At 74.5% G+C, this 19,630-nt stretch carries 16 protein-coding genes and 1 riboswitch; of the genes, 6 read left to right on the top strand and 10 right to left on the bottom strand.

The annotated features are described in order from the left end of the window. Positions 1-73 precede the first annotated feature (73 nt). A complete protein-coding gene (locus tag AMK25_RS21845; protein ID WP_083664790.1) occupies positions 74-3,805 on the top strand; it encodes a fibronectin type III domain-containing protein in 3,732 nt (1,243 codons plus the stop codon). A 21-nt stretch (positions 3,806-3,826) separates the two neighbouring features. After that, positions 3,827-4,288, top strand: coding sequence for a hypothetical protein (locus AMK25_RS32035; RefSeq protein ID WP_158070677.1), 462 nt, complete (start codon positions 3,827-3,829; stop codon positions 4,286-4,288). Between the two features lie 58 nt (positions 4,289-4,346). Here the strand turns inward: AMK25_RS32035 and pspM are convergent, their stop codons facing one another. The 7 genes from pspM to AMK25_RS21885 form a co-directional block, all read right to left on the bottom strand. Further along, positions 4,347-5,108, bottom strand: coding sequence for a phage shock envelope stress response protein PspM (gene pspM, locus AMK25_RS21855; RefSeq protein ID WP_073830250.1), 762 nt, complete (start codon positions 5,106-5,108; stop codon positions 4,347-4,349). 16 nt (positions 5,109-5,124) lie between these two features. Further along, positions 5,125-5,976: a PspA/IM30 family protein gene (locus tag AMK25_RS21860; protein ID WP_073830251.1), complete on the bottom strand. Its 852-nt coding sequence runs from the start codon at positions 5,974-5,976 to the stop codon at positions 5,125-5,127. A gap of 127 nt (positions 5,977-6,103) precedes the next feature. Then, positions 6,104-6,553: a helix-turn-helix domain-containing protein gene (locus AMK25_RS21865; protein ID WP_073830252.1), complete on the bottom strand. Its 450-nt coding sequence runs from the start codon at positions 6,551-6,553 to the stop codon at positions 6,104-6,106. A gap of 207 nt (positions 6,554-6,760) precedes the next feature. Beyond that, complete coding sequence (locus AMK25_RS21870) at positions 6,761-7,312, bottom strand: CinA family protein (protein ID WP_073830253.1); 552 nt, start codon at positions 7,310-7,312, stop codon at positions 6,761-6,763. 49 nt (positions 7,313-7,361) lie between these two features. Further along, positions 7,362-7,943, bottom strand: coding sequence for a CDP-diacylglycerol--glycerol-3-phosphate 3-phosphatidyltransferase (gene pgsA / locus AMK25_RS21875; protein WP_198937626.1), 582 nt, complete (start codon positions 7,941-7,943; stop codon positions 7,362-7,364). Between the two features lie 47 nt (positions 7,944-7,990). Next, positions 7,991-9,493: a 30S ribosomal protein S12 methylthiotransferase RimO gene (rimO, locus tag AMK25_RS21880; protein WP_073830255.1), complete on the bottom strand. Its 1,503-nt coding sequence runs from the start codon at positions 9,491-9,493 to the stop codon at positions 7,991-7,993. 50 nt (positions 9,494-9,543) lie between these two features. Further along, positions 9,544-10,467: an ornithine cyclodeaminase family protein gene (locus AMK25_RS21885; RefSeq protein WP_073830256.1), complete on the bottom strand. Its 924-nt coding sequence runs from the start codon at positions 10,465-10,467 to the stop codon at positions 9,544-9,546. A gap of 96 nt (positions 10,468-10,563) precedes the next feature. Next, positions 10,564-10,629: riboswitch (guanidine-III (ykkC-III) riboswitch) on the top strand. Positions 10,630-10,686: 57 nt separating this feature from the next. Here AMK25_RS21885 and AMK25_RS21890 point away from each other — a divergent pair. Next, positions 10,687-11,001, top strand: a complete 315-nt coding sequence (locus AMK25_RS21890; RefSeq protein WP_073830257.1) for a DMT family transporter — start codon at positions 10,687-10,689, stop codon at positions 10,999-11,001. Between the two features lie 84 nt (positions 11,002-11,085). Further along, positions 11,086-11,328: a hypothetical protein gene (locus tag AMK25_RS21895; RefSeq protein ID WP_013474454.1), complete on the top strand. Its 243-nt coding sequence runs from the start codon at positions 11,086-11,088 to the stop codon at positions 11,326-11,328. Between the two features lie 63 nt (positions 11,329-11,391). Here the strand turns inward: AMK25_RS21895 and AMK25_RS21900 are convergent, their stop codons facing one another. After that, entirely contained in the window at positions 11,392-13,848 is a 2,457-nt protein-coding gene (locus AMK25_RS21900; protein WP_073830258.1) for a DNA translocase FtsK, read from the bottom strand. Positions 13,849-13,961: 113 nt separating this feature from the next. Between AMK25_RS21900 and AMK25_RS21905 the strand changes: the two genes are divergently transcribed. Then, complete coding sequence (locus AMK25_RS21905; protein ID WP_073830259.1) at positions 13,962-14,441, top strand: YbjN domain-containing protein; 480 nt, start codon at positions 13,962-13,964, stop codon at positions 14,439-14,441. Further along, on the top strand, positions 14,438-16,090 hold the full coding sequence (locus tag AMK25_RS21910; protein ID WP_073830260.1) for a YbjN domain-containing protein: 1,653 nt from the start codon (positions 14,438-14,440) through the stop codon (positions 16,088-16,090). Before AMK25_RS21905 ends, AMK25_RS21910 begins: the two co-directional genes overlap by 4 nt. Before the next feature lie 88 nt (positions 16,091-16,178). Here AMK25_RS21910 and AMK25_RS21915 read toward each other — a convergent pair whose 3' ends face one another. Continuing rightward, on the bottom strand, positions 16,179-17,729 hold the full coding sequence (locus AMK25_RS21915; RefSeq protein WP_073830261.1) for a S1 family peptidase: 1,551 nt from the start codon (positions 17,727-17,729) through the stop codon (positions 16,179-16,181). 174 nt (positions 17,730-17,903) lie between these two features. Continuing rightward, entirely contained in the window at positions 17,904-19,592 is a 1,689-nt protein-coding gene (locus AMK25_RS21920) for a ribonuclease J (protein ID WP_073830262.1), read from the bottom strand. Positions 19,593-19,630 lie beyond the last annotated feature (38 nt).

Below are 19,630 nucleotides of genomic sequence, written 5' to 3' on the forward strand. Positions count from 1 at the left end.
AACTTCCACGAAACGCCAAAGATCGCCGAGATAGGGACGATTGGGTACTTCCGTCGCACCCCCGCGACGTCGCATGCTGCGATTGACCGCTCACCGTTCGTCAGCAGCGCGTACGCCGCCACGCCGGGGTGTCGGCCGGCGCGCCCCGACCCCGGGGAGAGCCATGGTGCTGTTCCGCAGACTCCGGCCCGGACGGCCGGACCGCGCCGGAGTCGCCGAGGAGACCGCGCCCACCACGTTCGCCGGTTCCGCCGCGCGGGGCGTACCGGCCGCGCGCGCCGGCGACGAGGAGCCGGGCGACGGAGCCACCCCGGCGAGCCTGGACCCGGCCGCCGTCCCGCGCCTGTTCGGCCCGGTGCCGAACACCGCCGCCAGCCCGCTGCCCACGCTCGACGCGGACGGCCGCCCGGCGCCCGGCACCGGCATCCGCAAGTTCGTCGACCCGCTGCCGCTGCCCGGGCAACCGGCCACCGCCGGGCTCAGCGCCCGCCTGCCCGTCGCCGTCCCGGACACCATCACGTGGCCGGGCTGCGACTACTACGAGATCGGCCTCCAGGAGTACGCGCAACGCCTGCACCGCGACCTGCCGGCCACCCGGCTGCGCGGATACCGCCAGCTCAACCTGGGCACCGACGCCGCCGGCCACAACACGGTCGGCCCGCCGGACCGCCCCTGGCACCTCGGCCCGATGATCGTCGCGCGGCGGGGCCGCCCGGTCCGGATCAAGTTCATCAACCAGCTCCCCACCGGGCGGGCCGGGGAACTGTTCCTGCCGGTGGACGAGACCGTCGACGGGGCCGGCGCCGGCCCGCTCGACGGCCCCGCGCCGTACCCGCAGAACCGGGCCGTGCCGCACCTGTCCGGCGCGCAGACCGGGTGGATCAGCGCCGGCAACCCGTGGCAGTGGGTGACCCCGGCCGGCGAGATCACGCCGTACCCGGCCGGGGTGGGTGTCACCCCGGTGCCGGACATGCCGCCGCCCGGCGCGGGCGCCACCACGCTGTACTTCCCGAACGAGCAGAGCGGCCGGCTGATGTGGCTGCACGACAACACGCTCGGCCTGTCCCGGCTCACCGTCTACTCCGGGCAGATCGCGCTGTACCTGCTCACCGACCCGGCCGAGGAACGCCTCGTCGACGACGGCGTGCTCCCCGCCGACCAGTTCCCGCTGGTGATCGAGGACAAGACGTTCGTGCCGGACGACGCACAGCTCGCCGCCCAGGACCCCACCTGGGACCGGGACCGCTGGGGCGCCAAGGGCAGCCTCTGGCACCCGCACGTCTACCAGCCCCGGCAGAACCCGTACCGGCTCACCGGCGGCAACCCGACCGGCCGCTGGGACTACGGCCCGTGGACCCACGACCCGGACGGCGGGGCCAGCCCGTGGGTCGCCCCGGTGCCGAACCCGCACCACGACCCCGACGCCGACCCGGATGAGCCGCCACTGGTACCCGCCGTGCCGCACCCGTCGGCGGTGCCCGAGGCGTACGGGGACACCCCGCTCGTCAACGGCGTGGCCTACCCGTACCTGGAGGTCGCACCGCGCGCGTACCGGTTCCGGATCCTCAACGCCTGCGCGGACCGGGCGCTCAACCTGCAGCTCTACCGGGCCGCCTCGGACGGCCCGATGTGGGCCGACGACGGCAGCCCGGCCGACCCGGCCGCCGGTGAGGTGCCGATGGTCGAGGCGGTACGCGCGCCCGGGCGGCCCGCGTACTGGCCGGTGGACGGACGCGACGGCGGCGTGCCCGACCCGGCCGCCGCCGGACCCGACCTGATCCAGATCGGCAACGAGAGCGGGCTGCTCCCCGCCCCGGTGGTGCTGGCCAACCGGCCGGTGGACTACCGGTACGACAGGCAGGACCCGACGGTGCTCAACGTGGACGGTCACGCGCTGCTGCTGGCCCCCGGCGAGCGGGCCGACGTGATCGTGGACTTCGCCACCGTGCCGCCGGGCAGCACGCTCATCCTCTACAACGACTGCCCCGCGCCGCTGCCCCGGTTCGATCCGCGCTACGACCACCACACCGGCGCGCCCGACCGGAGCGGCTCCGGCGGGCTGCCGCCGACCCGGCCCGGCTACGGCCCGAACACCCGCACACTGCTCCAGATCCGGGTCACCGGCGTTCCGGCCGAGCCGTACGACACGCGCCGGCTCGCCGACCGGCTACCAGGGGCGTACGCCCACAGCCAGCCGCCGCCGATCGTGCCGCAACCGGCGTACGACGCCGCGTTCGGCACCCACACCCCGCGGCCGACGCTCGTCGGCGCGCGGGACGGCTCGGTCACGTTCACCCCGCCCGGCGCGGCGACGCCGGTCACGCTGCCGCTGGCGGTGAAGTCGGTCGGGCAGGTGTTCGAACCCCGGCACGGCCGCGCGGTGGGCCGCCTCGGCGTCGGCCACCCGGTCAGCGGGCCGCTGCTCCCGGCCACGCTGCCGCTGGGCCCGGTCGAACCCGCCACCGAGGTGCTGCACGCCACCGACCCGGCCGTGCCGGTCGGCGCGCCGGGCGACGGCACGCAACTGTGGCGGATCGTCGGCGACGCCCCGCGCACCCATCCGGTGCACATCGAGGGCTGCGACGTGCAGCTGGTCAACCGGGTCGGCTGGGACGGCACGCTGCGCCCGCCCGAGCCGGGCGAGCTGGGCTGGAAGGACACCGTCCGGGTCAACCCCCGCGAGGACGTCGTGGTGGCGCTGCGTCCCGCGCCGCCGCCTCTGCCGTTCAAGATCAGCGACAGCGTACGGCTGCTCGACCCGTCCCGGCCCGTCGGCGCGCGGCTGGACGCGAGCCCGGTCAGCCCGGCCGACGGGCGCCCCGCCACGGTGGTCAACCAACTCGTCAACCTGGGCTGGGAGTACCGCTGGCAGACCCGCTCGGCGGGGCTGCGCGACCAGGGCATGAGCCGTCCACTGGTGCTGCGGGTGGCGCCCAAAGCACCGACCGGGCTGACCGCCACCCCGGCGCCCGGCAGCGCCACCGCGCTGCCCGCCATCGCGCTGACCTGGACCGGCAACGGCAGCCGCCCGGTGCCCACCAGCCACCTGCTGCAACGTGCCACCGACAGCACCTTCACCGCCGGGCTGACCGAGATCACCGTGGCCGCCACCGCCACCCGCTACACCGACGCGACAGTCACCCCCGGCGTCACGTACCACTACCGGATCCGGGCCGAGAACGCGGTGAGCTGCTCGTCCTGGTCGAATGCCGTACCGGCGGCGGTGCGCCTGGCCGCGCCGGCCCGGCTCACCTCGGCGGTGCTGCCGACCGCGCCGCTACGGGTGGCGCTGCGCTGGGCGAACCACTCCTTCGCCACCGGTGTGGACGTGCAGCGCGCCACCAACCCGACGTTCACCAGCGGCCCGGGCACCACAGCGATCGCCGTGGGCGAGGCCCACCTGGACCCGGCCGTCGCCCCGGACACCACGTACTACTACCGGGTACGCACGACGTACCTGGGCGCGGCGTCCCCCTGGTCGACAGTGGCCCGGGTGACCACCCCGGCCCGGCCGACGGCGCCCACGGCGGTGAGCGTCATCGCGAGCGCGCCGGGACCGGACACCGCCACCGTGACGCTGAGCTGGTCGGCGGAGGCGCCGGCCGGGCCGGGCGCCGGCTTCATCGTGCAGCGCGCCACCGACGCCGCGTTCACCAGGGAGCCGGCCACGTTCCGCGTCACCGGCCGGGGCTTCACCAACACCGGCCTGGCCCGGGCCACCACCTACTACTACCGGGTACGCGCGACGAACGTCGTAGGCACCTCCCCCTGGACCCCGCCCACCCCCATAACCACCCCCACGTAGCCCTCCCTGTCAGGGTCGATCATGAGGTTGACGGCAGCTTCCGAGATCAACAACACCGTCAACCTCATGATCACCGAGGCGAGCGGGAGCACCGCCCTGCGCTCACCTCGACACCGTCCGGTCCGCCCGGCCAGCACCCCCGCCCCGATGATCAAGGAGTTTGCGTCCATTTCCCGCCCTGCACAGGACACGAACTCCTTGATCACCGGCCCACAGACACAGGAAGGCGAGGCGCTGGAGGAGCGCCACGCCCGAGCCGAACGAGAGCCGCACGATCATGAAGTTGACGGCAGCTTCGGAGAGCAACATTACCGTCAACTTCATGATCACCGAGGTCGGCGGGGCGGTCAGCAGGTGCGGGGGCACCTGACCCGCGAGCTGTCCGCGCGGGAGGCCGAAGCCCTCCGCCCGGCCCTGGCTGCGTCGGTGATCAAGGAGTTTGTGTACGGATTCGGCGGGCGCCTCAGGACACAAACTCCTTGATCAACGCGCGGAACAATCAGCGCGGGGCGATCGACGCGCGGGGCGATGCCGGCCGGGGTTATGGGGCTCGGAGGGGGGTGCGGAGTTCGGCCAGGGCGGACGCCACCCCGTGCAGCAGGTCGGTGGCCTCGGTCAGCCGAGCGGCGGCCGGGTGCGCGGTGTTCGGGCGGGCGTCCTCGGCGACATAGCCGGCGGCGGCCACCACCAGCCGCTCGTACGCGGCCACCCCGTCCTCCAACTGGGCCACCAGCGTCGCGTGCACCTCGTCCAGCGTGCTCTGCGGGGTCAGCTTCGCCGCGCGTTCCACGCCCGCCACCCGGTTCGCCAGCTCACGCAGGGAACGATCGGCCTCGGCCGCCTCCCGGACCGCCGGCTCGGCCAGCCCGGTGAGCCGTCCGGCCAGCCCGGCCAGGGTGAGCGCGGCCCGGTCCAGCCGGGCCCACGGCTCGGCCGCGGCGGTGCCGCGCAACGCCATGCGGGAGCGGACCCGGCGTACCTCGGCCAGGACGCCCGGACCCACGGGCAGCCGCTCGACGGCGGCGACCAGCCGGGCGCGGGAACGGGCGGCGGCCTCCGCCGGGTCGAGAGCGGGCGGCGCCGGCACTGCTGCGAGCGCCCGGTGGTCGGCCCAGCGCCAGGCGGCGATCGCGATCGCGCTGCCCGCGGCGCCGGCCCAGGCCGCGTCCGGCAGGCCCAGTCCGGCGTACGGGGTGAGCACCGCGGCGGCGCCGCCGAGCCCTCCGGCCATCACGCTCCACCGTCGCGCCGAGTTGCGCAGCCGGCGCAACCTGCGGAAATGTCGGGCCCGTTCGTCCGCCATGGTGTCCGCCCCTCCGTCAGCCGGTCGTGCTCTCCCCGGTGCCGCGTTCCCGGCTCATGCTGGCCCGGATCTCGTCGAGCCGGGCGGTGGCGGCCGGGTCGGTCGGCTGCCCCACCGCGGGGGTCTCGTGCCGGCCGCCGAGCTGCTCGCCGGCCATGCTCGACCGGATCTGTTCCAGTCTCGCCGATCCGGACGAGTCGAGCGTGGCCTTCTGGATCTCCAGCATCCGGCCCTCGACCGAGTTGCCGGCGAGTTCGGCCCGGCCCATGGCGGTGGCGTAGCGGCGTTCGATCCGGTCGCGTACCTCGTCCAGCGACGGGGTGTTGGCGGGCGCGGTGAGCGACGACATCGACTCCAGCGAGCGGGCCACGCTCTCCTGCATCTTGGCCTGCTCCAGCTGGCTGAGCAGCTTGGTGCGCTCGGCCAGCTTCTGCTGCAGGATCATCGAGTTGTTCTCGACCGCCCTGCGGGCCTGGGCCGCCGCGCCCAGCGCCTGGTCGTGCAGCGTCTTGAGGTCTTCCAGAGCCTGCTCGGCGGAGACGAGCTGGGTGGCCAGCATCTGGGCGGACTGCTCGTAGCGCCCGGCCTCGGTCTCGTCGCCCTTGCCCCGGGCCTGGTCGGCCAGCGCCAGCGCCTGGCGCGCGTTGCCCTGGAGCTGTTCCACCTCGGTCATCTGCCGGGACAGCTTCATCTCCAGCTGACGCTGGTTGCCGATCACCGCCGCCGCCTGCTGGACGAGCGCCTGGTGCTGGCGCTGCGCCTCCTCGACGGCCTGCTGGATCTGCACCTTCGGATCGGCGTGCTCGTCGATCTTCGCGCCGAAGAGCGCCATCAGGTACTTCCAACCCTTGACGAACGGGTTAGCCATCTCCGCCTCGTCCCCTCAGTAGCGTCGCGCCTACATCGTCCCAGCCGGACGCCACTCCGGCACCCGTACGCTCCTGATCAACAGTACGACGCGGGCGCCAGCACCGCCCACGACGCGACAGGCGGGATCAGGCGGCGCAGACCACATCCCGCTCGGCGGGGCGTACCCGGGTGCTGCGCAGCGTGGCCTTGAGCGGCGAGTCCTGCCGGACCTGGACGGCGACCGCGCCGTCGGAGGTGACCTGCCGGACGCCGCGGTTCGTCGCCTTGCGCACGGCGGTCGGGGCCACCGGGGCCGGCTCGACCGGCTCGTCGGCCACCGGGACCAGCACGCCGGGCATCTGCTCGGCGAGGGCGACGGTGTCGCTCACCTCGCGCAGCAGTTCCGACAGGCGGGCGCCGAGCGCGTCACAGATGGCGGCCAGCAGTTCGCTCGAGGGTTCCTTCTGGCCGCGTTCGATCTCGGAGAGGTAGCCCAGGCTGACGTTGGCGGCGGACGACACCTCGCGGAGGGTGCGGTGCTGCCCCTGCCTGCGTGTCCGCAGCGCGTCACCGATCACCCGGCGTAGCAGGACCATCGCACCTCCCCCTGAACGGGACCACCATCTCCGGCCGACCGCGCCGCGCCGGACGCGGGAACCGCTCCGACGCCGACGACGACCGTCGGAGCCTTCCCGCAACCGTACCCGTTGGTTGCCACGACGACATCCCACCCCGCCTCTGAAAATCCGTGCGGATCGGCCGGTCGGCGGACCCGCCGCCGGGCGTGTCGGCGCCGGGCCGGCTCATCGGCGGCCGGCCCCCGCCGCCGCGTCGGCGTCGGCGTCGGCGTCCTCGGGAAGCTCGATGCGGTCGGCGAGCAGGCGCAGCGCCTCGATCACCGCGGCCGCGCGGATGTGGTCGCGGCCGCCGTCGAGGTCGAGCCGGCGCACCTGCGTGCCGTCCGGCCCGGCGACCGCCACATAGACCAGGCCGACCGGCTTGTCGTCCTGCGGCTCCGGCCCGGCCACACCGGTGGTGGCCAGACCCCAGTCCGCGCCGCACCGCTGCCGCCCGCCCTCGGCCAGGGCGGCGGCCACGTCGGGATCGACCGGGCCGCGGTCGGCCAGCAGGTCCTCCGGTACGCCGGCGAGCGTCGCCTTGAGTTCGGTGGCGTAGACCACCATGCCGCCCCGGTAGATCGAGCTGACCCCGGCGATCTCCACGACCGCGGCGGCGAGCAGCCCGCCGGTCAGCGACTCGACGGTGGCCAGTGTCTGGCCGCACTCGTGCAGGCGGTGCACGACGGAGGCCGCCGGGCTGCCGGCGGGCTGCTGGTGTCTCGCGTCGGTGTTCATGCCCGCCCTCTCTTCCCGCGCCCGGGCGGCTTACTCGTCGGCCGCCGGATCAACGGGCCGGACGCCGCAGCCGCAACGCCTGGGCGATGTAGTCGAACCCGGTGACCACGGTGACCACGACAGCCGCCCCCATGATCCACGGGCCGATCGCGGCGAGCGCCTCCGGCATCGGCCAGAGGTACCAGGTGATCGCCAGGATCTGGAGCGCCGTCTTGACCTTGCCACCCCGGCTGGCGGCGATCACGCCGTGCCGGATCACCCAGAAGCGCAGCGCGGTGATGCCCAGCTCGCGGGCCAGGATCACCACCGTCACCCACCAGGGCAGCCGGTCGTAGACGGAGAGCAGCACCAGCGCGGCGCCGGTGAGCGCCTTGTCGGCGATCGGGTCGGCGACCTTGCCCAGCGAGGTGACCAGCTCGAACCGGCGGGCGATCCAGCCGTCGACCAGGTCGGTCGCCGAGGCCACCGCGAAGATCAGGCAGGCGGCCATCCGCCAGCCCGCGTGGGTCATGGCGGACGCGACCACGGTGGCCGCGAAGACGGGCACCAGCACCAGGCGCGCGCCGGTCAGCAGGTTCGCCGCGTTGAGCAGCGGTACGGGGGCAGCCGCCGTCGACTCCGCTCCCGTCATGTCCCGCATCGCCCCACGTGGCTTCCCCGCTCCGTCCGGGCCCGCCGTCACCGTACCGCGCCGGGCGCCGCCGAGATCATCTCATCCGGTACGGCGACCAGGTCGACACCCTCGGTCGCGGTGACAGTGGCCCGGACCAGGTCACCGGGGCGCAACGCGGCCAGGTCGACGCCGCCGCCGTCCGGCGCGACGAGCGTGGTCGATCCGTCGACCTCGGGCGCCTGATGGGCGGCCCGGCCCTCCACGACGCCGTCGGCGACCGAGTCCACGAGCACCTCCACAGTCGCGCCGAGGCGCTCCTCGGCGCGCTGCGAGCACAGTTCGTCGGCCAGCGCGCTGAGCCTGTCGTACCGCCGCTTGATCGTGGCGGCGGAGACCTTGCCGGTCAGCCCGGCGGCCTCGGTGCCGTCCTCGTCGCTGTAGTCGAACATGCCGATCGCGTCCAGGCGCGCCTCGGTCAGGAACCGGACCAGCTCGGCCACGTCCTGCTTGGTCTCGCCGGGGAAGCCGACGATGAAGTTGCTGCGCGCGCCCGCGTCCGGCGCGAGCGCGCGGGCGGAGGCGAGCAGCTCCAGGAACCGGTCGGTGGAGCCGAAGCGCCGCATCCGGCGCAGCACCGGCTCGCTGGAGTGCTGGAACGACAGGTCGAAGTACGCGGCCACGCCGGGCGTGGTGGCGATCACCTCGACCAGGCCGGGCCGGGTCTCGGCGGGCTGGAGGTAGCTGGCGCGGACCCGCACGATGCCGTCGATCGCGGCGAGCTGCGGCAGCAGCTTCTCCAGCGCGCGTGGGTCGCCCAGGTCCTTGCCGTACGAGGTGGAGTTCTCGCTGACCAGCACCAGCTCCCGTACGCCGGTCTTGGCCAGCCACTCGGCCTCGGCGAGCAGCTCGTCCGGGGTACGCGAGACGAACGCGCCGCGGAAGGCCGGGATGGCGCAGAACGCGCACCGCCGGTCGCAGCCGCTGGCGAGCTTCAGCGAGGCCACCGGGCCGGTGTCGAGCCGGTGCCGCAGCACCTGCCGCAGGTGCGCCGGGGTGTGCGCGTCGGTCTGCGGCGCGACCCGGGCCGGGGTGCCGTGCCCGGGCAGCGACACCGCCGCGTCGCGGCGCTTCACCGGCGTCAGCGGCAGCAGTTCCCGCCGGTCGCGGGGGGTGTGCGCGCCGATCGCCTCGCCGGCCAGCACCGAGTCGAGGCGGGCGGCGATGTCCGGGTAGTCGTCGAAGCTGAGCACCGCCTGCGCCTCGGGGAGGCTGTCGGCCAGCTCACGGCCGTACCGTTCGGCCATGCATCCGGCGGCGACCACCTTCGCGCCGGTGTCGGCGGCGGCGAGCAGCGTCTGGATCGAGTCCTGCTTGGCCTTCTCCACGAAGCCGCAGGTGTTCACCACCACCACGTCGGCGCCCTCGCCGTCGGTGGTCACCTGCCACCCGTCGGCATGCAGCCGGGCGGCCAGCTCCTCCGAGTCGACCTCGTTGCGGGCGCAGCCGAGGGTCAACAGGGCGACCCGGCGCCCGTCGGATTGCGGGGTGGAGGAGGTGGCAGACACCATCCGAGGGTACCGGGCCGGTTCCGCACCGCCACGCCGCCCGTCCGGCGCGCTCAGCGGGCGGGAGCGGCCACGCGGGCCAGCCGGTCGAGGAGGAACACCTCCGTACCGGCCAGGCCGGTGGAGCAGAAGACCGAGACCTGGTCCGCGCCGGTCCGGCCGGGAACCGCCCCGGCCAGCACCGCGCCCAGGTCGCGCAACCGCCCGGCGTACGGCTCGACGGCGGCGAGCATCGGCGGGACGTACGCGGCGGCCTGCCCCGGCGAGTCGGTGACCAGCAGGTCGGCGGCGTCGAGCAGGTCGGTGCCGAACTCGTGCCGGTCGGTCTGCTTGAAGCCGACCGTGTTGACGTGCGTGCCGGGCGCCAGGTCGGCGGCGTCGATCACCGGGACGGTGCTCGTGGTGGCGAGCACCACCACGTCCCGGTCGCGCACCGCGGCGGTGGCCGAGCCGACGGCGCGGGCCGGCACGCCCAGCTCGGCGCGGACCCGCGCGGCGAACGCCTCCCGCCGGGCCGCCGAGCGGCTGTAGACGGTCACCTCGCGCAGCGGCCGGACCGCCGCCGCGGCCCAGACCTGGGTCCACGCCTGCCGCCCGGAACCCACCACGCCGAGCGTGGCGGCGTCCGCGCGGGCCAGCGCGTCCACCGCCACGCCACCGAGTCCTCCGGTGCGCCGGGAGCCCAGTTCCTCGCCGACGGCGATGGCGCGTACCGCGCCGGTGGCCGCGTCGTGCAGCACGACGAGTTGACCGCTCTCCGGGTGGCCGAACGTGTCGTACGAGCGGAAGCCGTACCACTGCCCGGTGAGGTGCCCGGCGGTGAGCACCATCCGGCCCCCGCCCAGCGGCGCGGACGCCCGGGGCGGGGCGATGAGCCGCCCGGCGTACGCGGCCAGGAGCGCGTCCCGCATGGCCGCGACGGTGAGCGGGGCGTCCACGGCGGCCGCGACGTCGTCGTCGGAGAAGAGCACGGTCATGCCCTCAATCGTGCAACCTGAAGTTGACGTCAACTCCACTCATGGTGGGCTTTCTCACCCCGCCACCGGTGCGGCCCGGCCGGTGCTACCGTCGGCCACGACGGCCCACGGGCCGTCCCGGACGAGTGGTGGGCGTACCCGGTCAGGCCAAGACGCCCCGCGCGACCCAACCGTCGCCCGGCCCGCTCCGCGCCGGGCCCGCCCGTCAGAGGTGATCTCATGGCCTGGCTCGTACTGGTGCTCTCCGGACTCCTGGAGACCGCGTGGGCGATCGCGCTCGATCGCAGCGCCGGCTTCACCCGTCCCCTTCCCTCCGCCGTCTTCGGCGTCACGCTCGTGGCCAGCATGGCCGGCCTGGCGTACGCGCTGCGCGACATCCCGGTCGGTACCGGATACGCGGTGTGGGTCGGCATCGGGGCGGTGGGCACCGCGCTGGTCGGCATGCTCGCGCTCGGCGAGCCGGTGAACCTGCCGCGCGTGGCCTGCCTGCTGCTGGTGGTCGCCGGCGTGATCGGGCTCAAGCTCTTCGGCTGATCATCCGCATCCGGTTTGGACGATGCGACGCCCGGGGTACCCGGTCTCCCGTTGACCGACAGAGCGATCATCACGGAGGACCCCATGGCCGACATGCACGCCAGCGCCCGTCCGCGCAGCAACGCCGCCCGGATCTGCACGATCGTCGCGTTCGTCTTCGCGGCTCTCGCGATCTTCCTGTCCCCGCTGATCTTCGGCGTCCTCGGCCTGATCCTCGGCATCGTCGGCGCGGTCCTCGGCGACAAGCCGCTGGGCTGGTACGCCGCCGCCGCGAGCGTGGTCGGCGCGATCATCGGCGCCGTGCTCGTCGCCGCGCTGCTCAACTGACCCGGAACCGCCGACGGCGGCTCCCACCTGATGGTGGGGGCCGCCGTCGTCCGTCGTGGGTCCTCAGTCCTCGCCGCCGCGCAGCCCGGCCAGGACCTCCTCCAGCTCGTCCGGCTTGACCAGCACGTCGCGGGCCTTGGAGCCCTCGGACGGCCCGACCACGCCGCGCGTCTCCATCAGGTCCATCAGCCGGCCCGCCTTGGCGAAGCCCACACGCAGCTTGCGCTGGAGCATCGAGGTCGAGCCGAACTGCGAGGTGACCACCAGCTCGACCGCCTGCACGAGCAGGTCCAGGTCGTCGCCGATGTCCTCGTCGATCTTCTTCTTGCTGTCCTGCGCCGGGGCGAGCACGTCCGGACGGAACTCCGGCTCCCGCTGGTCCTTGCAGAACTTGACCACGTCGGCGATCTCGCGCTCGGTCACCCAGGCGCCCTGGATGCGCTGCGGCTTCGACGCGCCCATCGGCAGGAACAGGCCGTCGCCGCGGCCGAGCAGCTTCTCCGCGCCGGGCTGGTCCAGGATGACCCGCGAGTCGGCGAGCGAGGAGGTGGCGAACGCGAGCCGGGACGGCACGTTCGCCTTGATCAGGCCGGTGACCACGTCGACCGAGGGACGCTGGGTGGCCAGCACCAGGTGGATGCCGGCGGCCCGGGCGAGCTGGGTGATCCGGACGATGGAGTCCTCCACGTCGCGCGGCGCGACCATCATCAGGTCGGCCAGCTCGTCCACGATCACCAGCAGGTACGGGTACGGCCGCATCTCCCGCTCGCTGCCCGGCGGGGCCTTGATCTCGCCGTTGCGCACCTTGCGGTTGAAGTCGTCGATGTGCCGGACCCCGTTGGCGGCGAGGTCGTCGTAGCGCATGTCCATCTCGCGCACGACCCACTCCAGCGAGTCGGCCGCCTTCTTCGGGTTCGTCACGATCGGTGTGACCAGGTGCGGGATGCCCTCGTAGCCGGTCATCTCGACCCGCTTCGGGTCGATCAGCAGCAGGCGCACCTCGTCCGGCGTGGCCCGGGTCAGGACGGACACCAGCAGCGAGTTCAGGCAGGACGACTTGCCCGCGCCGGTCGCGCCCGCGATCAGGATGTGCGGCATCTTCGCGAGGTTGGCCACCACGTAGCCGCCCTCGATGTCCTTGCCGAGCGCCACCACCATCGGGTGGTGGTCGCTGGTCGCGGCGCGCGAGCGCAGCACGTCACCGAGCGACACGTTCTCCGGGTCGGTGTTCGGGATCTCCACACCGACCGCGCTCTTGCCCGGGATCGGGCTGAGGATGCGCACGTCCGGCGACTTCACCGCGTACGCGATGTTGCGGGAGAGCTGGGTGATCCGCTCGACCTTGACGCCCGGGCCCAGCTCGACCTCGTAGCGGGTGACGGTCGGCCCGCGGGTGAAGCCGGTGACCGCGGCGTCCACGTCGAACTGCTCGAAGACGCCGGTGAGCGCGGCGATCACCTCGTCGTTGGCCTTGCTCCGGGTCTTCGGCGCGGCGCCGCTGCCGAGCAGGTTCGCCGGCGGCAGCGTGTAGTCGCCGGCCAGCCCGGTGAGCGCGAGCTGCTCGGCGCGGGTGGGCAGCGGCGAGTGCTCCGGCGGGTCGACCGGCTTGCGGTTCGCCGGCACGCGCGGCGTCTTGCGCGGCAGCACGATGGTTTCCTGGAGGTCGACGCCGGCCAGCTCGTCGTCCGGGTCCAGTGGCTCCAGCGGCGAGGACAGCCGCTTCGCCGGCCGCTTGCGGGCCGGTTTCGCCGCCGCCTCGGCCTCGGCTTCCTCCTCCTCGTCCTCGGGCACGCCCGGACCACCGCGCAGGCCCAGCCGCTCCGGGATCTTGTTGATCGGGGTCGCGGTGACCACGAGCAGGCCGAACACCAGCAGCAGGAGCAGCAGCGGCATCGCCACCCAGGCGGTCACCGCCGACTTCAGCAGGTCGCCCACGCCCGCGCCGAGCAGACCGCCGGCGTAGTCGCGCTGGACCTCGTCGACCGGGTTCTGCCCGATGTGCAGCATCGAGGCGGTCGCCAGCATCATCGAGCCCCAGCCGACCAGGCCACGCCCGCGGTGCTCCGGGTCGGCCGGGGTCCGCATCAGCCGCCACGCGCCGACCATGAACAGCACCGGCAGGATGATCGAGATGGCGCCGATGAACAGGCGTACGGTGTCGGCCAGGTGCCGGCCCACCGGCCCGGCCCCGCCGCCCCAGATGCCCACCGCGCTGAGGATGGCCAGGCCGAACAGCAGCAGCCCGGCGCCGTCGCGGCGGTGCTCCGGATCCAGCTCCCGGGTGGACGCGGCCTGCCGGCCGGCGGCCCGGAACGCCCAGCCCACCGTGTGGGCCAGCCCCATCCAGACGGCGCCCGCGGCCCGGCCGACGAACGCGGCCGGAGCCGGCCCGCGGCGGGCCGGCCGCCGCGCCGGTTTCCGCGCCGCCGCCTTCTTCGCCGGCTGACGGGCGCGGTTGTTCGTGGTGCCACGCGGCGACGCGCCGCGCCGCCGGCTCGCCTGAGAGGTACGCCCCGCCATAGAGTCACGGTAACGGCGGCACCCGGTGGAACGCCGCTTTTCCGGGTCGTGTCCGCGCGTCGCAGCACGGGTCGGACCGTCGTTTGTGTTATTCGCCTCAGAAGGGATGCCCGATGGCGTCGCCGGAGATCGAGGACGGTCCGGACGGTCCGCTGACCGGACACCCGCAGGCGCTGCGCCCGCTGACCGGCGAGCTGATCGCCGCGGTGGCGGCCCACCGGGGGTACGCGGTGGTCGAGGAGCCCGACGGCGCGCTCGTGGGCCGCTGGGAACGGAACCTGATCTGGTTCCACCGCCGGGGCGCGGCCGGTGAGCTGCTCCAGGTACGCACCGTCGTCGCGCGGCACTTCGGCATCGAGCACGTGCCCGAGCTGCATGTCTTCTGCAACATGTGGAACCACGACCGGCTCTGGCCGAAGGCGTACGTGCACGTCGCCGACGACGGGTCGGCCCAGATCTGCGGCGAGGTCACCACCGACCTGGAGCGCGGGGTCACACCGCACCAGCTCGACCGGCTGGTCGACTGCGGTGTCACCACCGGCTGCCAGCTGGCCGCCGCCGTCGAGGAGCTGACCGGCGGGACGCTCCGATGACCACGGCCCGCGACCGAGGGCTGGCCGCCGCGCTCGCCGACGCCCGGGACCGGCCCGACGGCGAGGAGCGCTGCGCCGAGCTGGAGCGGATCGCCTCCCGCGCGGACGCCACCGGTGACCCGCGTACCGCCCTGTCGGCGCGGTTCGCGCTGGTCGAGGCGTACCTGCACCTGGGTGAGCGGTGGCGCACCGTGGAACCGGTCCGGCGGATGCGGGAGACGGTGGCGCGGCACCCCGGGCTGCTGGACGCCCGCTCGGACGAGCTGACCCGGCTGCGCCGGCACCAGCGGCAGGCGGTGGAGGCGCTGTTCGGCACGCCCCGGGTCGGCTTGGACCAGGCCCGGTCCCTGTTGGACGCGCTCGCCGGGGAGCTGGGCGAGGACGCCGCGCCGGTCGCGGAGCTGCGGTGCCGCGTCGCCGACCACCTCGGCGACGAGCCGGCCGCCCGGCGGGCGTACGAACGCTGGTCGGCCGGCGACGCGGCGGGCCCGGTGGGCGGCTGCCCGGGCTGCGCCCCGGCGCGACGGGCCGAGCTGCTGGCGGGCTGGGGCGAGCCGGAGGCGGCGCTGGTGGCGCTGGCGCCGGCGCTGACCGGCTGGGTCGCGCCGCAGACGCCATCGACCCGGCGGGGTGAGCGGCAGGCCGCCGCGGCCGCGGCCGGGGCGACGGTCTGCACCGACCAGCCCGAACGGGCACTCGCCGTGGGACTGCTGCCGTGGCTGCGTACCGGCGCGGTGACCGAGGCGGCCCGGGCGCACGTGCGCGCGTACCGCCGGCACCGGCGTGAGCGGGCCGCGTTCGGAATGCTCGCCACGCACCTGCGCTTCTGCGCGCTGGGCGGCTACCTGCACCGCGGGCTGGAGGTGCTGACCGAGCAGCTGCCCCGGCTGGACCACCCGGCCGACGACCTGTCCGCGATGGAGTTCGCGGCGGCCGGCGCGCTGCTCTGCGGGCTGGCCGCCGAGGCCGGGCTCGGCGGGCGGCGGATCCACCGCCCCGGGCACGGTTCGCGGCCGGCGGCCGAGGTGGACGTGGCGACACTCGGGGCTCAGCTCCAGGCGCTGGCCACGGCGCTCGCCGGCAGCTTCGACGCCCGCAACGGCACCGGGCACCAGTCCGGCCGGATCGCCTCCTGGCTGGCCGAGCGGCCGCTCGCCGCGCCGGTCTCGCTCGCCGCCGAGAGCGAGTTCGACGAGGAGCCGGAACCGGACCCGGCCGAGCCCGGCCCGCCCGGCCCGGAGGAGCCGGCCCCGCTGGACGCGGCGCTGCTCGCCGCCGCGCTCGACGCCCGGGGCGAGCCGTACACGCCTGAGCCGGACGGCACGCTCGTCGGCCGGTGGGGCGAGGCGACGATCCAGTTCCGCCTGCTCGGCCGCCACGGCGACGTGCTGCACGCCCGGGTGGTGGCGGCGCGCACGCTGCCGGCCGAGCGGCGCGCCGAGGCGTACGCGTTCTGCAACGCCTGGAACCACGACCGGCTGCTGCCCGCCGCCTACGTGCACGAGCCCGGCGACGGGACGCTGGTGCTCGCAGCGGGCGTCTCCACGGACCTGTCCTGCGGAGTCGCCCCGGCGCAGCTGGAGGTGCTGGTGGCCGCGGCGGTCCGCACCGGCGCCGCGTACGCCGAAGCGGTCGCCGCCCTGGCCTGACCCGGCGCCAACCGCCCGACCGGCGACGCGGCGCGGCCCCCGAACCACCGGGCGGTGGTGGTCGGGGGCCGCGGTTCCGATGCGGCGGTCAGCGGGCGGAGAACGCCAGCGTGTACTCGCCGGAGCCGGACAGTCCGATCACCCGGTACCGGTAGGCGCCGGCCGGGCCCTCGGCGGTCAGCCGGGCCACACCGTCGGCGCTGGTGGCGCGGGCCACGGTGCGGAACGCGCCATTGGTGAAGCGTTGCAGCTCCAACGTCACCCGGACGCCGTCCAGCGCGGCCAGGCACGCCTCCTGGGTGCCGCCCGGCACCCGGAAGAAACGCCCGTCCGGCTGCACCTGGACCCGCCCGGCGGCGATCCGGCCGGTCCGGCTCACCTGGCCGGCGCACTCGGTGTCGCCGGCCGGCGGGGTAGGCGGGACGGTCGACGGCGGGGTGGTCTCCCCGCCACCGGCCGGCGGCTGCGTCGGGGCCGGCTGGCCACCGGCGGTGACGAGCGTGAGGTTGTTGCGCTGGAGGATCTCGTTGACCGGCTGGAAGAACGTGACCCCGCCCCGGGTGCAGTCGCCGGAGCCGCCGGAGGTGACGCCCTGCGCCTGGTCGCCGGAGAGCCACGCGCCGCCCGAGTCGCCCGGCTCGGCGCAGACGTTCGTCCGGGTCAGCCCGGTGACCGTCCCCTCCGGATAGTTGACAGTGGCGTTCTTGGCCTGGACCAGGCCGCAACGGGTGCCGGTGGTGGAGCCGGAGCGGCAGATCGAGGCCCCGACCGGCGCCTCGGTGGAGCCGTTGACCGCCACCGTGCCGCCGTCGTTGAAGTCGGTCACCACGCCCTGCGGCGTCCAGTCGCCGTTGACCCGCACGAACGCCCAGTCGTCGCCGGGGAACGAGGAGGCCGCGAACGTGCCCTGGGCGACCCGGTTGGATCCGGCGGTCCGGTCCCCCGGCCGGCCGCAGTGCCCGGCGGTGACGAATCCGCCCACCACCGAGAAGCCGACCGAGCAGCGGCCGGCGTTGTTGATGAAGAAGGCGTCGCCGCCCCGCACGTCGAACAGCGGACGCGGGGCCTCGTCGGCGCTGCGCACCCGGACCATCGCGGTCTTCGACCCCGCGGCGGCGGCGAACCGGCGGCCGTCGGCCTCCGCGCCCGGACGGGCCACCACCACTACCGCGTTGTCGGTCACGTCGACGTACCAGCCGGCGATGTCCGGGCTGGCCGCGCCGCCCGCCGCGTCGAGCCGGGACTTCACCGCGTCCAGCTCGGCGACACCGCGGGCGACCCGCTTCGGGACCGCCCCGGCGGCCTTGACCCGTGCCTCGCCGGCCGCGTCGGCCACCGCCACGGTGAGCGTCGCGCCGTCCGCGCTGAGCCAGCTGCCCCCGTACCCGGCGCCGAGTTCGGCACGCAGCCGGGTGACGGTGCCGGCCGCCCACCGCTCGGTGCGCAGCCGCTTCACCGCCTGGTCACGGGTGAGTGAGAGGTCGCGGCCCATCGCGTCCAGGACCTCCGGGGCGACGCCGTCGGTGGCCGGCGCGGCCCGCCGGGGTTCCTCACCGGCGAACGACGGTACGGTCACCGCCGCCGTCAACCCGGCCGCCGCCACCAGTACGCCGATGGCTGTCATCCGTCTGCGGTCCATCCGCCACGCTCCTCCCGGCCGGCGCAGGGGCACGCCGGCCGTCCCGGAGTACGGAGACGGACGCCGATCGGATGAGGGTTACCGGAGGGTTTCGACGCGGCGTGTCGGGACGTACCCGGAAAGCGACGGCGCCGGCCCACCGTGGACGGTGGACCGGCGCGCGGCGCGGTCGGGTCAGACCTCGACGACTGTCGGGACGATCATCGGCCGGCGGCGGTAGGCGTCGTTGACCCAGCGTCCGACGGTGCGGCGGACGATCTGCTGGAGCTGGTGCGGGTCGGTGATGCCGTCCGCGGCGGCCCGGTTCAGCGCCTCGGTGACCAGCGGGATCACCGCGTTGAAGGCGGCCTGGTCCTCGGAGAAGCCCTTCGCCGAGACGGTCGGCCCGGCGACCACCTTGCCGGTGACCGAGTCGACAACGACCGTCGCGGCGATGAAACCGCCGTCGCCGAGGATCCGGCGCTCGGTGAGCAGCGACTCGCTGACGTCGCCGACGGCGAGACCGTCGACGTAGACGTACCGGCTCTTGACCCGCCCGACCAGGCTGGCGCGGCCCTCGACCAGGTCGACCACGTCGCCGTCCTCGCAGAGCACGACCCGGTCCGGCGCGACGCCGGACTCGATGCCGAGCCGGGCGTGCGCCCGCAGGTGCCGCCACTCGCCGTGCACCGGCATCAGGTTGCTCGGGCGTACGACGTTGAGCAGATAGAGCAGCTCGCCGGCCGGGGCGTGGCCGGAGACGTGCACCTTCGCCACGTCCTTGTGCACCACCACGGCGCCGGCGCGGGCCAGCCGGTTGATCACCCGGTAGACCGACGTCTCGTTGCCGGGCACCAGCGAGGACGCCAGCACCACAGTGTCGCCGGGCGCGATGGTGATGTGCCGGTGGTCGCCGCTGGCCATCCGGCCCAGCGCGCTCATCGGCTCGCCCTGCGAACCGGTGGACATCAGCACGATCTGCTCGGGCGGCAGGTTGGTGGCCTCCTCGATGCCCACCACCAGGCCGGCCGGGATGTTGAGCAGGCCCAGGTCGCGGGCGATGCCCATGTTGCGGACCATGGACCGGCCGATCAGCGCCACCTTTCGGCCATGCTCCGCCGCCGAGTCGAAGACCTGCTGCACCCGGTGCACGTGCGAGGCGAACGAGGCGACGATGATCCGCCCCTTGGCCTTCGCGAAGATCGAGTCCAGGACCGGGCCGATCTCCCGCTCCGGCGTGACGAAACCGGGGATCTCCGCGTTCGTCGAGTCCGACAGCAGCAGGTCGACGCCCTCCGCGCCGAGCCGGGCGAACCCGGCCAGGTCGGTGATCCGCCCGTCCAGCGGAAGCTGGTCCATCTTGAAGTCGCCGGTGTGCAGCACCAGGCCGGCCGGCGTACGGATGGCCACCGCCAGCGCGTCCGGGATCGAGTGGTTCACCGCGAAGAACTCGCACTCGAACGGGCCCAGCCGTTCCCGGCCGCCCTCCCGCACGGTCAGCGTGTACGGCTGGATCCGCCGCTCGGCCAGCTTCGCCTCGACGAGCGCGAGCGTGAACTGGGAGCCGACGAGCGGGATGTCCGGCTTGTGGGCGAGCAGGTACGGCACCGCGCCGATGTGGTCCTCGTGGCCGTGCGTGAGCACGATCGCCTGCACGTCGGCCAGCCGGTCCAGGATCGGGGCGAAGTCGGGCAGGATCAGGTCCACGCCCGGCTGCTCGACGTCGGGGAACAGCACCCCGCAGTCGACGATGAGCAGCTTGCCGTCGTACTCGAAGACGGTCATGTTCCGGCCGATGGCGCCGAGTCCGCCGAGCGGGATGATCCGCAGGCCGCCCTCGGGCAGCGGCGGGGGCAGCTCACTCTCGATGTGCGCCTCGGTCACGCGTCACCTCATTCTGCGACGCCGTCGCGCGGCGTCCG

Origin of the sequence: Micromonospora sp. TSRI0369 (genome assembly GCF_001905625.1) — a bacterium.
Lineage (GTDB): Bacteria > Actinomycetota > Actinomycetes > Mycobacteriales > Micromonosporaceae > Micromonospora > Micromonospora echinospora_A.